Genomic DNA, 13,096 nt, shown 5'->3' on the forward strand with positions numbered 1-13,096 from the left:
CTGCCGTGTTAAACCGTTATCCTTTGTGGAAGTATGTCATGCTGATCGTCGTCATTGTCGTCGGTCTGCTCTATGCGCTTCCCAACCTGTATGGTGAGGATCCGGCTGTTCAAATCACTGGCGTGCGCGGTGCCGCCGCCAGTGAGCAAACGCTGATCCAGGTCCAGAAAACGTTACAAGAAGATAAAATCACACCTAAGTCTGTGGCTCTGGAAGAGGGTGCTATTCTCGCGCGCTTTGACTCCACTGATACCCAACTGCGCGCACGTGAAGTGTTAATGGGCGTATTGGGCGATCAATACGTCGTGGCGCTTAACCTTGCTCCGGCAACTCCGCGCTGGCTGGCAGCCATTCACGCTGAACCGATGAAACTCGGTCTTGACCTGCGTGGCGGCGTTCACTTCCTGATGGAAGTGGATATGGACACCGCGTTGAGTAAGTTGCAGGAACAAAATATTGATAGCCTGCGCAGCGATCTGCGTGAAAAAGGCATTCCTTATACTACCGTTCGCAAAGAAGATAACTACGGTCTGAGCATCACCTTCCGTGATAGCAGCGCCCGTGATGAAGCTATCTCTTACCTGAGCAAGCGTCACCAGGATTTGGTTATTTCCAGCCAGGGCAGCAATGCACTGCGTGCGGTGATGACCGATGCGCGCCTGAGCGAAGCCCGTGAGTACGCGGTACAGCAGAACATCAACATTCTGCGTAACCGTGTTAACCAACTGGGTGTTGCTGAGCCGGTGGTACAACGTCAGGGTGCTGACCGCATTGTGGTCGAACTGCCGGGTATTCAGGATACCGCGCGGGCGAAAGAAATTCTGGGCGCGACCGCGACGCTGGAATTCCGTCTGGTAAACACCAACGTTGACCAGTCTGCTGCGGCATCCGGGCGTGTACCGGGTGATTCGGAAGTGAAACAGTCTCGTGAAGGTCAGCCGGTTGTGCTGTACAAACGCGTGATCCTGACCGGTGACCATATCACCGATTCTACTTCCAGCCAGGACGAATACAATCAGCCTCAGGTTAACATCTCGCTCGATAGCGCGGGTGGTAACATCATGTCCAACTTCACCAAGGACAACATCGGTAAGCCGATGGCGACCCTGTTCGTGGAGTACAAAGACAGCGGTAAGAAAGATGCCAACGGTCGTGCCATGCTGGTGAAACAGGAAGAGGTGATTAACATCGCCAACATCCAGTCTCGCCTGGGCAACAGCTTCCGTATTACCGGTATCAACAACCCGAATGAAGCGCGTCAGCTTTCTCTGCTGTTACGTGCCGGTGCGTTGATTGCGCCGATTCAGATTGTGGAAGAACGTACCATCGGCCCAACCCTGGGTATGCAGAACATTAAACAGGGTCTGGAAGCGTGTCTGGCCGGTCTGGTGGTGTCTATCCTGTTCATGATCTTCTTCTATAAGAAGTTCGGTCTGATCGCGACCAGTGCGCTGATTGCTAACCTGGTGCTGATTGTCGGTATTATGTCGCTGCTGCCAGGCGCTACGCTGAGTATGCCGGGGATTGCGGGGATCGTCTTAACCCTTGCCGTCGCGGTCGATGCGAACGTACTGATCAACGAACGTATCAAAGAAGAGTTGAGTAACGGGCGTTCGGTGCAGCAGGCCATCAATGAAGGTTATGCGGGCGCATTTAGCTCCATCTTTGATGCGAACATTACGACGCTGATCAAGGTCATTATCCTGTACGCAGTTGGCACTGGGGCAATTAAAGGGTTCGCGATTACTACCGGTATTGGTGTGGCGACGTCGATGTTTACCGCGATTGTCGGTACACGTGCCATCGTAAACCTGTTGTATGGCGGCAAGCGCGTCAAAAAGCTGTCAATCTGAGGAGTGCGAAGTGGCACAGGAATATACTGTTGAACAATTGAACCACGGCCGTAAAGTCTGGGACTTTATGCGCTGGGACTACTGGGCTTTCGGCATTTCAGGTTTCCTGCTGATTGCGGCCATCGTGGTGATGGGCGTACGCGGGTTTAACTGGGGGCTCGATTTCACCGGTGGTACGGTTATTGAAATCACGCTGGAAAAACCGGCCGATATGGACGTGATGCGCGATGCGCTGGAGAAAGCGGGCTTTGTTGATCCGCTTCTGCAGAACTTCGGCAGCAGCCACGACATTATGGTGCGTATGCCGCCAACTGAAGGCGCAGACGGCGGTCAGGTGCTGGGCAGCAAAGTGTTGAGTGTGATTAACGAATCCACCAACCAAAATGCGGCGGTGAAGCGAATTGAATTCGTGGGGCCGAGCGTGGGTGCAGATCTGGCGCAAACCGGTGCGATGGCGCTGATGGCGGCGCTGATCTCCATCCTGGTGTACGTTGGTTTCCGCTTTGAGTGGCGACTGGCGGCAGGGGTGGTTATTGCTCTGGCGCACGACGTGGTCATTACGCTTGGGATCCTGTCGTTGTTCCATATCGAGATTGACCTGACTATCGTCGCATCACTGATGTCGGTAATCGGTTACTCGCTGAACGACAGTATCGTTGTATCTGACCGTATTCGTGAAAACTTCCGCAAAATTCGTCGCGGTACGCCTTACGAAATCTTTAACGTGTCATTGACTCAGACGCTGCACCGTACGTTGATTACGTCCGGTACGACGTTGATGGTTATTCTGATGCTGTTCCTGTTCGGTGGTCCGGTACTGGAAGGCTTCTCGCTGACGATGCTGATCGGTGTTTCCATCGGTACCGCATCCTCTATCTACGTGGCATCGGCGCTGGCGCTGAAGCTGGGTATGAAGCGTGAGCACATGCTGCAGCAGAAGGTTGAGAAAGAAGGGGCGGATCAACCGTCGATTCTGCCTTAACCCATCAAGAGTGGAAACACTGGAATCCCGATCGCAAGGTCGGGATTTTTTTTGCCTGCGATTTAGCAGCAAACCATTATCTTTTTCTCTCGACACACTACTGACAGTATGCTGTCAGTAGCCCTGTCTTATAGTCCTTCTGAGATTACCCACACAGGCAGGAGGAAGTATGAATAACGTAATTAACTGGTTTGAAATCCCCGTGGCACAAATGGAGCGCGCCATCGCATTTTATGAGCCCGTGATGCAGGTTTCTTTGCGTCGGGAAAATATGGACTGCGCCGAGCTGGCCGTATTCCCGCATCAGGATCCCTCTCCTGGCGGGGCACTGGCTAAATTTGACGGCATTACGCCTTCAGCGCAGGGCGCTATTATTTACCTGCATACGGACGATTTGGCTGCAACGCTTGAACGTGTCGCCACCGCTGGCGGCCAGTGCGTGTTTGGCCCACTCGAACTGGAGCAGGACATTGGCACGATTGCGCTGTTTACTGACAGCGAAGGCAATCGCGTTGGTTTACATCAACCCGTGTAATATTTTCAGCACTGAGGATTAAAATGAGCAGACGCGCCGACCGCTTGTTTCAGATTGTACAAATCCTGCGTGGCAGGCGAGTGACAACGGCGGCGCTGCTGGCAGAACGTCTTGAAGTTTCTGAACGGACGATTTATCGCGATATCCGCGATCTCTCTTTATCCGGCGTGCCCATTGAAGGCGAAGTGGGCAGTGGATACCGCCTAATGGCAGGGTTTGATCTGCCGCCGTTAATGTTAACGCAACACGAATCAGAAGCGTTGATGGTGGCTATTCGGCTGCTGAAAACATGGGGCGGGGATTCACTCTCACAGGCGCTGGAGTCCGCGCAGGAAAAAGTGCTGGCGATATTGCCGTCAGAGAGTCGGCGCAGAGCCGAGCAAACGCGGATTTTCGCACCTGATTTTGGTAATCAGCCGCATTCACGCAGTGCGTTCGATCTCATTCATCGCGCGGTTTCGGCGCAGCAGGCTCTGGAGCTGCATTATCGCGATGAGGCCGGGAATCTCTCCTGGCGCGACGTTCAGCCGCTGGGATTATTTTTCTGGGGGGAGCACTGGCTGCTCGTTGCCTGGTGTGAAAAACGTGATGATTATCGCTGCTTTCGCGTTGATCGTTGTCTGAAGATCACTCCGCTCAACAGGCATTTTCGCGAATCAGCGGATCGATCGCTAAGTGACTTTTTACGTAAAGTTCGCTGTGAAGACCAGCCATAAAAAAGCCAGCGGTTAAGCTGGCTTGTCTGCGGTAGATTGGCTGGATTAGAAGTTGTAACCCACAACCAGGTAACCACCCCAACCGGTAGATTTCGCGCTGAAATCGCCTTCGCCCCAGTTCAGAGTGTCGCCACCTTTCCATTGACCGCCGTTGTGGAAGTAACGCGCCACGACGGAGTAGTGCCAGTGATCGTAGTTCAGCGTCAGAACGTGGCTGGATGCAATAGAGTTGCTGGTACGGTTCGGATCGTCACCCAAATCTGAGCCCCAGTCGAAGTTGGTGAAGCCGATGTAGGTCAACTGGCCGCCCCATACCTGGGTGATCGGCACAAAGTATTTCACTTTGAAACGGTAGCCATCCCACTCGTTTTCGTTGGATGCGCCATAGTTCTGCCACTGGTATTTAGCATACACGTTCAGAGACAGCCCCATTGGCAGACCGGTATCGATATCGGTACCCAGACCCATATACCAGGTGCTCTGGCGGTTGGCTTTGTTATCACCCATATCGTAGATGTAGTTGTTGGCGAAATACCACTCTTTGAACGGACCAAAGCTCAGGTCAGCGCCGGTCAGCTTGTCGATGGAGAAACGCGGTTCGATTTCCATAAACAGCGGAGAACCGTCAGACCAGATGCCTTTATCGTTGCCGTTACCCCAGTCGAAGGTTTTAGGAATATCGATGTAGCCATAGAAGTCAAACCAGTCTTTTTTGGCAAACGCTTCATATTCCAGATACACGTCGTTGTTCAGTTTCGGAGAGAAACGGGTGTGATAGCTACCCACCACGTTAACGCTCTGGTGCCACCAGTCGGACAGATATTGCGGTTTGTCATTTTCTGCTGCGTTGGCAGTAAAAGACGAGGAGAGCGCCAGAACTGCACCGGCTGCAAGTAATGTTTTTTTCATATGTATGCCACTGTTTGAAATCCCTTTCGGGAGTGAAAAATGCGCAATTTGCGTTTCTAAATATTTCGTAATTCTTCGGAGCCTATTATAAAAATCATTGTTCACAAAAATATGTCTTGTTTCACAGTTCTATCATTTACGTAATCGATTGCGTTCACGTTTGCGTACTTTAGGCGGCGAATTGTACTGGCTCTCATGAATGTTGCCAAGTTTTACCGGAAATATCGCTTATGTCAGGGGAGTAACAAAATGGGGCGGGTTGGTGTTGCGGAACGCACAAAAACGTTCCGCAAAAAGTTTATTGACTAACAGGCTGGATGTCGTGGATGCGAACAAAACCTAACTGGTCAGGAGACAGCCCGTTTAACTGCAACGGAATGTCTACATCGCTGGGGGCAAGGATACTCGCCGGGGCGTTTATCAACTGATTCTGTACATTCACTTCCTGATAGTTGTCCGTGGTGCCCTGAATTTGTCCGTACTCTACAGTACCGCTAAAGGCAGGAAGCGGGGTATTCGATTCCCCCTGAATACGCAGTGTCAGGCGTGTTCCTGTCGCATTTGGCGCAATATTCACCAGAGACATACGCAACGTGCCGATCTGACTATCCAGCCGGGCAGGCGTTTTTGAACCGGGTAGCAGATAGACGCCGCTGGTTGATTTTGCGTTCAACATATTTTGTTGGGTAATTTTTACCGTTTCCTGATTGAGCTGCGTCATCTCTTTATTCAACGTGCTAACGCTTTGATGCATTTGGCGTACTTCGCTTTGCTGTGCGCAGGCGCTAAGGCTAAAGAGACTTCCCACCAGGAGAATTCTTAGGTAACGTCTTGTCATTGTGATTACTTCCTTTATTGTCGCGATAGCATAATGGTAGTGTGCGCAGAGCGCGAAGGCATCGATCCTTTGTCTCAAAAGCGTTGCGCCTTTGTTGTCACGCCAGTTCAGGGTAAAATAGATTCCGCTCAACCACTGAGGTACAGGACGCCGTATGCATTGCCCATTCTGTTTCGCCGTAGACACTAAGGTAATTGACTCTCGTCTTGTCGGCGAGGGCTCTTCAGTACGCCGCCGTCGGCAGTGTCTGGTCTGTAACGAACGTTTCACCACTTTTGAAGTGGCTGAACTTGTCATGCCGCGCGTTGTGAAAAGCAACGATGTGCGTGAACCTTTTAATGAAGATAAGCTGCGCAGCGGCATGCTCAGAGCGCTTGAGAAACGCCCGGTTAGCTCTGATGACGTCGAAATGGCGTTGAACCATATCAAATCACAACTGCGTGCGACTGGCGAGCGTGAGGTGCCGAGCAAGATGATTGGCAACCTGGTTATGGAGCAGTTGAAAAAACTCGATAAAGTCGCCTACATCCGCTTTGCCTCGGTGTACCGGAGTTTCGAAGATATCAAAGAATTTGGCGAAGAGATTGCTCGCCTACAGGACTAAGCCATGCAGGATGAATTGTACATGGCGCGCGCGCTGAAGCTTGCTGCGCGCGGACGTTTTACCACTCACCCCAATCCCAACGTGGGCTGCGTGATTGTTAAAGATGGGGAGATCGTCGGTGAAGGGTATCATCACCGCGCGGGCGAGCCACATGCCGAAGTCCATGCCCTGCGGATGGCGGGAGAAAAAGCGCAAGGGGCAACCGCCTATGTCACGCTTGAACCTTGTAGCCATCATGGCCGTACGCCGCCGTGCTGCGATGCGCTAATTGCCGCAGGCGTGTCACGTGTGGTTGCCGCGATGCAGGATCCGAATCCGCAGGTGGCAGGACGTGGGCTCTACCGTTTGCAACAGGCGGGCATTGACGTCAGCCACGGGCTGATGATGAGCGAGGTTGAGCAGCTTAATAGAGGCTTCCTTAAGCGTATGCGTACGGGATTCCCCTACGTGCAGCTTAAGCTCGGCGCGTCGCTTGATGGCCGTACGGCGATGGCCAGCGGTGAAAGCCAGTGGATTACCTCACCACAGGCGCGCCGCGATGTGCAACGGTTACGAGCGCAAAGCCATGCCATTTTAACCAGCAGTGCTACGGTTTTAGCCGACGACCCTCAGCTTACCGTGCGTTGGTCGGAGCTTGGAGAGTCTACCCAGGCCAGTTACCCGCAGGAAAATCTGCGTCAGCCGAACCGCATTGTTCTTGATAGCCAGAATCAGGTCACGCCGGAGCACCGTATTGTGCAACAGCCAGGAGAAACCTGGATTGTCCGGACTAAAGACGACCCTCGCAGCTGGCCGGAAACGGTGCGTAGCCTGAAGGTGCCGGAACATAACGGGCATCTGGATCTGGTGGTGCTGATGATGCAACTGGGCAAGCAGCAAATTAACAGTATTTGGGTTGAGGCTGGTCCAACGCTTGCTGGCGCGTTATTGCAGGCCGGCGTGGTGGATGAGCTAATCGTCTATGTTGCACCTAAACTGTTAGGCAGCGATGCGCGAGGATTATGTGTGCTTCCAGGCCTTGAGAAACTGGTTGACGCCCCCCATTTCAAATTCAATGAGATACGCCAGGTGGGCCCGGACGTTTGCCTGCATTTAACGACTGCGTGAGGCTTTCTGATTTAGAGGAAGCAGCGCACAGAATATTATGATAAAATCCGCCCCCCTTACGGGGCTATAAATCGAACCCGAAGGAAGAATATGAACATTATTGAAGCTAACGTTGCTACCCCGGACGCTCGCGTCGCCATCACCATTGCGCGTTTCAACAACTTTATCAATGACAGCCTGCTGGAAGGTGCGATCGACGCCCTGAAACGTATTGGTCAGGTTAAAGATGAAAACATTACCGTTGTTTGGGTTCCAGGTGCCTATGAGCTGCCGCTGGCGGCTGACGCTCTGGCGAAAACCGGTAAATACGACGCGGTGATTGCGCTCGGTACGGTGATCCGTGGCGGTACCGCGCACTTCGAATATGTAGCTGGCGGTGCAAGCAATGGCCTGGCGCATGTCGCTCAGGACAGCGGCATTCCGGTAGCCTTCGGTGTTCTGACCACCGAAAGTATTGAACAAGCCATCGAACGTGCTGGCACTAAAGCCGGCAACAAAGGCGCAGAAGCTGCACTGACTGCGCTTGAAATGATTAATGTATTGAAAGCCATCAAGGCCTGATTTTTGTAAGGGGAAATCCGTGAAACCTGCTGCTCGTCGCCGCGCCCGTGAGTGTGCCGTCCAGGCGCTCTACTCCTGGCAGTTGTCCCAGAACGACATCGCTGATGTTGAATACCAGTTCCTGGCGGAACAGGACGTAAAAGATGTCGACGTTCTGTATTTCCGTGAACTGCTGTCCGGGGTGGCGACTAACAGCGCGTACCTGGATGGCTTAATGAAGCCTTACCTGTCTCGCCTGTTGGAAGAGTTGGGTCAGGTAGAAAAAGCCGTGCTGCGTATTGCGCTGTTTGAACTGTCTAAACGTAGCGATGTGCCGTACAAAGTGGCCATTAACGAAGCGATTGAACTGGCGAAAACCTTCGGCGCTGAAGATAGCCACAAATTCGTCAACGGCGTATTGGATAAAGCAGCACCTGTGATTCGCCCCAACAAAAAGTGATCCCGAGGCCGGCTGGAGGGTGGAACCTGTTTCCACTGTCCCCGGCTTTTTCTTTTTTCCTGCTGAGGCATAACGTATGGCATGTGGCGAGTTTTCCCTGATTGCCCGTTATTTTGACCGCGTAAGAAGCTCTCGTCTTGATGTCGAAACCGGTATTGGCGACGATTGCGCACTTCTGAACATCCCTGAAAAACAGACGCTGGCGATCAGCACCGATACGCTGGTGGCTGGCAACCACTTCCTCCCCGATATCGATCCCACTGACCTTGCCTGGAAAGCGCTGGCGGTGAACTTGAGCGATCTGGCGGCGATGGGGGCCGATCCGGCATGGCTGACGCTGGCAATCACATTGCCTGACGTCGATGAAGCCTGGCTTGAAGCTTTCAGTGATGGCCTGTTTGAACTGCTGAATTACTATGATATGCAGCTGATTGGCGGTGACACCACGCGTGGGCCGCTGTCGATGACGTTGGGTATTCATGGCTACGTCCCGGTTGGACGGGCTTTAAAACGCTCTGGGGCGAAACCGGGAGACTGGATTTACGTTACCGGCACGCCTGGTGACAGTGCGGCGGGGCTGGCGATTTTACAGAATCGGTTGCAGGTTGGAGATGCACAAGACGCCGACTATCTGCTCAAGCGACACCTGCGTCCCACGCCGCGAATATTACAAGGGCAAGCTCTGCGCGACCTGGCCAGTGCGGCTATCGATATTTCCGACGGCCTGATCTCCGATCTCGGGCACATTATTAATGCCAGCGGCTGCGGCGCGCGGGTTAACGTTGATGCGCTGCCTTACTCTTCGGCATTTGCCCAACACGTGGAATCGGAACAGGCGCTGCGCTGGGCGCTCTCGGGTGGTGAAGATTATGAGTTATGCTTTACCGTACCGGAAATTAACCGTGGCGCGCTGGACGTCGCGCTGGGGAATCTCGGCGCATCGTTTACCTGTATCGGGCAGATGAGCGCGGATGTGGAAGGCATTCATTTTACGCGTGATGGAAAGCCCGTTACGTTTGACTGGAAAGGATATGACCATTTTGCCGCGCCTTAAAAAAGATGTCGCAAAAAGCCGTTTGAGCATGCGCAATCCGTGGCATCTGCTGGCTACCGGGTTTGGCAGTGGATTGAGCCCGATTGTACCGGGCACCATGGGATCGCTGGCGGCGATCCCATTTTGGTATTTAATGACGTTTCTGCCGTGGCAGCTGTATTCGCTGGTGGTCATGTTGTCTATCTGTATTGGCGTTTATCTGTGCCATCAAACGGCGAAAGATATGGGCGTGCACGATCACGGCAGCATTGTCTGGGACGAGTTTGTCGGGATGTGGATAACCCTGATGGCGCTACCAACCAACGACTGGCAGTGGGTTGCCGCGGGTTTTGTGATTTTCCGTATTCTGGATATGTGGAAGCCGTGGCCGATCCGCTGGTTTGATCGCAACGTGCATGGCGGTACGGGGATTATGATCGATGATATTGTGGCCGGGATACTCTCGGCCGGAATTTTGTATTTTATCGGTCATCACTGGCCGGTAGGGATTATTTAACCCTATTGGGGACTGTTGTAGGCCCGATAAGCGTCGCGCCATCGGGCAATCAGTGCCGGATGCACTATGCTTATCGGGCCTGCAATTAGCCATCGCCAATACTTATTTAAATCCCACCACCGGATGCTGTTTGTACGGCGTTTCCAGCTCGGCAATGTGCTCTGGTTTCAGCGTTAAATCAACCGCATTAAGCAACTCATCCAGTTGTTCCTCACGCGACGTACCGATAATCGGCGCGGCGACGCCTGGTTTGCTTAACAGCCAGGCCAGCGCAACCTGTGCACGCGTTACGCCTAGTTCCTCACTGATACCGGTCAGCCGTGCGGCAATTTGCGCGTCGTTTTCATCACTTTCTTTGTACAAGTTTTTGCCGACTTCATCGGAAACCAGACGTGCAGTGGTTTCTCCCCACGGGCGCGTCAGGCGACCACGTGCCAGCGGACTCCATGGGATCACCGCGACGCCTTCCTGATAGCAAAGCGGCAGCATTTCGCGTTCTTCTTCGCGGTAGATCAGATTGTAGTGATCCTGCATGCAAACGAACTGCGCCCAGCCGTGTTGTTTCTGTAAGGCCAGTGCCTGAGCAAATTGCGAAGCGTGCATGGATGAGGCGCCGATATAGCGCGCTTTACCGGCTTTAACGACGTCATTCAGCGCTTCCAGCGTTTCTTCGATCGGCGTGTTGTAATCCCAGCGGTGAATTTGCAGGATGTCGACATAGTCCATACCCAGACGTTTAAGGCTGTCGTCGATCGAGCGCAGGATTTGCGCGCGGGATAATCCTTCCGCTAAATCATCCACCTGGTGAAAAACCTTGGTGGCGACCACGACATCTTCACGGCGGGCGAAATCACGTAGCGCGCGGCCGACAATCTCTTCGCTGCTGCCAGCGGAGTAACTGTTGGCGGTATCAAAAAAGTTAATACCGCCCTCAAGGGCATGTTTGATTATCGGACGGCTGCTTTCTTCAGGTAGCGTCCAGGCGTGATTGCCGCGATTGGGTTCGCCAAACGTCATGCAGCCCAGGCAAAGGCGGGAGACCCGAAGGTCGGTTTTTCCTAAGGTATTGTATTTCATCAATCCACTCCTGCTTAGCTCGTGATGAGTTAAGCATAGCAGGAGCGGAGAGGGGATTATGCCAGCCAGGCCTTGATTTTGGCCTCAATGCCGGCGGCATCAAGTCCCAGATCGGCGCGTGCTTCGTCCTGAGTCCCCTGCGGGATGAAGAAGTCAGGCAGGCCAATGTTCAGTACCGGAACGGGCTTGCGATGGGCCATTAGCACTTCGTTTACGCCGCTGCCAGCCCCGCCCATAATGGCGTTCTCTTCAATGGTGACCAGCACTTCGTGTTGGGCTGCCATTTCCAGGATCAGCGTTTCATCCAGCGGTTTCACAAAGCGCATATCCACCAGCGTGGCGTTCAGCGACTCTGCGACCTGAGCGGCTTCCGGCATCAGGGTGCCGAAGTTGAGAATTGCGACTTTCTCTCCATGACGCTTCACGATGCCTTTACCCATTGGCAGCTGTTCCAGCGGCGCCAGCTCAACGCCCACCGCGTTACCGCGCGGATAACGCACTACCGTTGGACCATCGTTATAGTGATAGCCAGTGAACAGCATCTGGCGGCATTCGTTCTCATCGCTTGGGGTCATAATGACCATTTCCGGGATGCAGCGCAGGAAAGAGAGATCGAACGCTCCCTGGTGGGTTTGCCCATCTGCGCCAACAATACCCGCCCGATCGACGGCGAACAGGACCGGCAGTTTCTGAATGGCGACATCATGCAGCACCTGATCGTAAGCGCGTTGCAGGAACGTGGAATAGATAGCGACGATGGGTTTATAACCACCAATCGCCAGGCCTGCAGCAAAGGTCACTGCATGCTGCTCGGCAATAGCCACGTCGAAGTAGCGATCCGGGAATTTACGGGAAAACTCCACCATACCGGAGCCTTCGCGCATCGCCGGGGTGATTGCCATCAGCTTATTGTCTTTCGCCGCGGTTTCACACAGCCAGTCACCGAAGATTTTTGAATAGCTCGGCAGGCCGCCGCTGCTTTTCGGCAGACATCCGCTGGATGGATCGAATTTTGGTACCGCGTGGAAGGTAATCGGATCTTTTTCCGCCGGCTCGTAACCACGACCTTTTTTGGTCATGATGTGCAGGAACTGTGGACCTTTCAGATCGCGCATGTTCTTCAGCGTGGTGATAAGACCCAGCACGTCGTGACCGTCTACCGGGCCGATATAGTTAAAGCCCAGCTCTTCAAACAGCGTGCCCGGCACGACCATGCCTTTAATGTGTTCTTCGGTACGTTTGAGCAGCTCTTTAATTGGCGGTACACCGGAGAACACTTTCTTCCCACCTTCGCGCAGCGATGAGTAAAGTTTGCCGGAGAGCAATTGCGCCAGGTGGTTGTTCAGTGCGCCGACATTTTCTGAGATCGACATTTCGTTGTCGTTGAGGATAACCAGCATGTCGGGTTTAATATCACCCGCGTGGTTCATCGCTTCAAACGCCATGCCAGCGGTGATGGCGCCGTCGCCAATCACGCAGACGGTACGACGTTCTTTGCCTTCTTTCTCGGCGGCCACCGCAATACCAATACCCGCGCTGATGGAGGTTGAAGAGTGCCCAACGCTCAGGACGTCATACTCGCTCTCACCGCGCCACGGGAACGGATGCAAACCGCCTTTCTGACGAATGGTGCCGATTTTATCGCGGCGGCCGGTCAGGATTTTGTGCGGATAAGCCTGATGTCCCACATCCCAGATTAACTGGTCGAACGGGGTATTGTAGACATAGTGCAGCGCGACGGTGAGTTCCACCGTGCCCAGACCAGAGGCGAAGTGCCCGCTGGAACGGCTCACGCTGTCGAGTAAATAGCGGCGCAGTTCGTCGCAAAGCTTAGGCAGGCTCTCTTTTGGCAGCAGGCGTAACTCCTGGGTGGAGTCGACCAACGCCAGGGTCGGGTATTTGGCTATATCAAAACTCATCGCAAG

At 53.6% G+C, this 13,096-nt stretch carries 14 protein-coding genes; 10 read left to right on the forward strand and 4 right to left on the reverse strand.

Annotated features, from left to right (window positions below):
* Positions 1 to 5: 5 nt before the first annotated feature.
* The 4 genes from secD (at position 6) to OGX91_RS11955 (ending at position 4,086) form a co-directional block, all read left to right on the forward strand.
* Positions 6 to 1,853 carry a protein translocase subunit SecD gene (secD, locus tag OGX91_RS11940; RefSeq protein WP_005125127.1) on the forward strand — a complete coding sequence of 616 codons (1,848 nt, stop codon included), beginning with the start codon at positions 6 to 8 and terminating at the stop codon, positions 1,851 to 1,853.
* A 10-nt stretch (positions 1,854 to 1,863) separates the two neighbouring features.
* A complete protein-coding gene (gene secF, locus OGX91_RS11945; protein WP_005125128.1) occupies positions 1,864 to 2,835 on the forward strand; it encodes a protein translocase subunit SecF in 972 nt (323 codons plus the stop codon).
* 169 nt (positions 2,836 to 3,004) lie between these two features.
* Positions 3,005 to 3,370, forward strand: a complete 366-nt coding sequence (locus OGX91_RS11950) for a VOC family protein (protein ID WP_286626359.1) — start codon at positions 3,005 to 3,007, stop codon at positions 3,368 to 3,370.
* Between the two features lie 23 nt (positions 3,371 to 3,393).
* Positions 3,394 to 4,086 (forward strand): helix-turn-helix transcriptional regulator, encoded by a 693-nt coding sequence (locus OGX91_RS11955; protein WP_286626360.1) that lies wholly within the window; start codon positions 3,394 to 3,396, stop codon positions 4,084 to 4,086.
* Positions 4,087 to 4,131: 45 nt separating this feature from the next.
* Here the strand turns inward: OGX91_RS11955 and OGX91_RS11960 are convergent, their stop codons facing one another.
* Both OGX91_RS11960 and OGX91_RS11965 read right to left on the reverse strand, forming a co-directional pair.
* A complete protein-coding gene (locus OGX91_RS11960) occupies positions 4,132 to 4,995 on the reverse strand; it encodes a nucleoside-specific channel-forming protein Tsx (protein WP_286626361.1) in 864 nt (287 codons plus the stop codon).
* Between the two features lie 298 nt (positions 4,996 to 5,293).
* Positions 5,294 to 5,833 carry a SadB/YajI family lipoprotein gene (locus tag OGX91_RS11965; protein WP_040232728.1) on the reverse strand — a complete coding sequence of 180 codons (540 nt, stop codon included), beginning with the start codon at positions 5,831 to 5,833 and terminating at the stop codon, positions 5,294 to 5,296.
* A 154-nt stretch (positions 5,834 to 5,987) separates the two neighbouring features.
* Between OGX91_RS11965 and nrdR the strand changes: the two genes are divergently transcribed.
* The 6 genes from nrdR (at position 5,988) to pgpA (ending at position 10,094) form a co-directional block, all read left to right on the forward strand.
* The gene (nrdR, locus tag OGX91_RS11970) at positions 5,988 to 6,437 is read left to right on the forward strand and encodes a transcriptional regulator NrdR (RefSeq protein ID WP_016152032.1); all 450 of its coding nucleotides are present in this window, start codon (positions 5,988 to 5,990) and stop codon (positions 6,435 to 6,437) included.
* Between the two features lie 3 nt (positions 6,438 to 6,440).
* Entirely contained in the window at positions 6,441 to 7,544 is a 1,104-nt protein-coding gene (gene ribD / locus OGX91_RS11975; protein WP_286626363.1) for a bifunctional diaminohydroxyphosphoribosylaminopyrimidine deaminase/5-amino-6-(5-phosphoribosylamino)uracil reductase RibD, read from the forward strand.
* Between the two features lie 90 nt (positions 7,545 to 7,634).
* Positions 7,635 to 8,105 carry a 6,7-dimethyl-8-ribityllumazine synthase gene (ribH, locus tag OGX91_RS11980; RefSeq protein WP_003021575.1) on the forward strand — a complete coding sequence of 157 codons (471 nt, stop codon included), beginning with the start codon at positions 7,635 to 7,637 and terminating at the stop codon, positions 8,103 to 8,105.
* Between the two features lie 19 nt (positions 8,106 to 8,124).
* Complete coding sequence (nusB, locus tag OGX91_RS11985) at positions 8,125 to 8,544, forward strand: transcription antitermination factor NusB (RefSeq protein ID WP_000801129.1); 420 nt, start codon at positions 8,125 to 8,127, stop codon at positions 8,542 to 8,544.
* A 76-nt stretch (positions 8,545 to 8,620) separates the two neighbouring features.
* Positions 8,621 to 9,598, forward strand: a complete 978-nt coding sequence (thiL, locus tag OGX91_RS11990; protein ID WP_005125140.1) for a thiamine-phosphate kinase — start codon at positions 8,621 to 8,623, stop codon at positions 9,596 to 9,598.
* Entirely contained in the window at positions 9,576 to 10,094 is a 519-nt protein-coding gene (gene pgpA / locus OGX91_RS11995; RefSeq protein ID WP_003021578.1) for a phosphatidylglycerophosphatase A, read from the forward strand. Before thiL ends, pgpA begins: the two co-directional genes overlap by 23 nt.
* 102 nt (positions 10,095 to 10,196) lie before the next feature.
* Here the strand turns inward: pgpA and yajO are convergent, their stop codons facing one another.
* Both yajO and dxs read right to left on the reverse strand, forming a co-directional pair.
* Positions 10,197 to 11,171 carry a 1-deoxyxylulose-5-phosphate synthase YajO gene (gene yajO / locus OGX91_RS12000; RefSeq protein WP_286626366.1) on the reverse strand — a complete coding sequence of 325 codons (975 nt, stop codon included), beginning with the start codon at positions 11,169 to 11,171 and terminating at the stop codon, positions 10,197 to 10,199.
* A 56-nt stretch (positions 11,172 to 11,227) separates the two neighbouring features.
* Positions 11,228 to 13,090, reverse strand: coding sequence for a 1-deoxy-D-xylulose-5-phosphate synthase (gene dxs / locus OGX91_RS12005; protein ID WP_286626368.1), 1,863 nt, complete (start codon positions 13,088 to 13,090; stop codon positions 11,228 to 11,230).
* Positions 13,091 to 13,096: the final 6 nt, after the last annotated feature.

Source organism: Citrobacter sp. Cpa228 (assembly GCF_030333085.1).
GTDB classification, from domain to species: domain Bacteria; phylum Pseudomonadota; class Gammaproteobacteria; order Enterobacterales; family Enterobacteriaceae; genus Citrobacter; species Citrobacter pasteurii.

Excerpts from the sequence above, each read along its gene's own strand:
- OGX91_RS11950 (WP_286626359.1), top strand. The coding sequence starts at position 3,005 with ATGAATAACGTAATTAACTGGTTTGAAATCCCCGTGGCACAAATGGAG.
- OGX91_RS11955 (WP_286626360.1), top strand. The coding sequence starts at position 3,394 with ATGAGCAGACGCGCCGACCGCTTGTTTCAGATTGTACAAATCCTGCGT.
- OGX91_RS11960 (WP_286626361.1), bottom strand. The coding sequence starts at position 4,995 with ATGAAAAAAACATTACTTGCAGCCGGTGCAGTTCTGGCGCTCTCCTCG.
- OGX91_RS11965 (WP_040232728.1), bottom strand. The coding sequence starts at position 5,833 with ATGACAAGACGTTACCTAAGAATTCTCCTGGTGGGAAGTCTCTTTAGC.
- nrdR (WP_016152032.1), top strand. The coding sequence starts at position 5,988 with ATGCATTGCCCATTCTGTTTCGCCGTAGACACTAAGGTAATTGACTCT.
- ribD (WP_286626363.1), top strand. The coding sequence starts at position 6,441 with ATGCAGGATGAATTGTACATGGCGCGCGCGCTGAAGCTTGCTGCGCGC.
- ribH (WP_003021575.1), top strand. The coding sequence starts at position 7,635 with ATGAACATTATTGAAGCTAACGTTGCTACCCCGGACGCTCGCGTCGCC.
- thiL (WP_005125140.1), top strand. The coding sequence starts at position 8,621 with ATGGCATGTGGCGAGTTTTCCCTGATTGCCCGTTATTTTGACCGCGTA.
- pgpA (WP_003021578.1), top strand. The coding sequence starts at position 9,576 with ATGACCATTTTGCCGCGCCTTAAAAAAGATGTCGCAAAAAGCCGTTTG.
- yajO (WP_286626366.1), bottom strand. The coding sequence starts at position 11,171 with ATGAAATACAATACCTTAGGAAAAACCGACCTTCGGGTCTCCCGCCTT.
- dxs (WP_286626368.1), bottom strand. The coding sequence starts at position 13,090 with ATGAGTTTTGATATAGCCAAATACCCGACCCTGGCGTTGGTCGACTCC.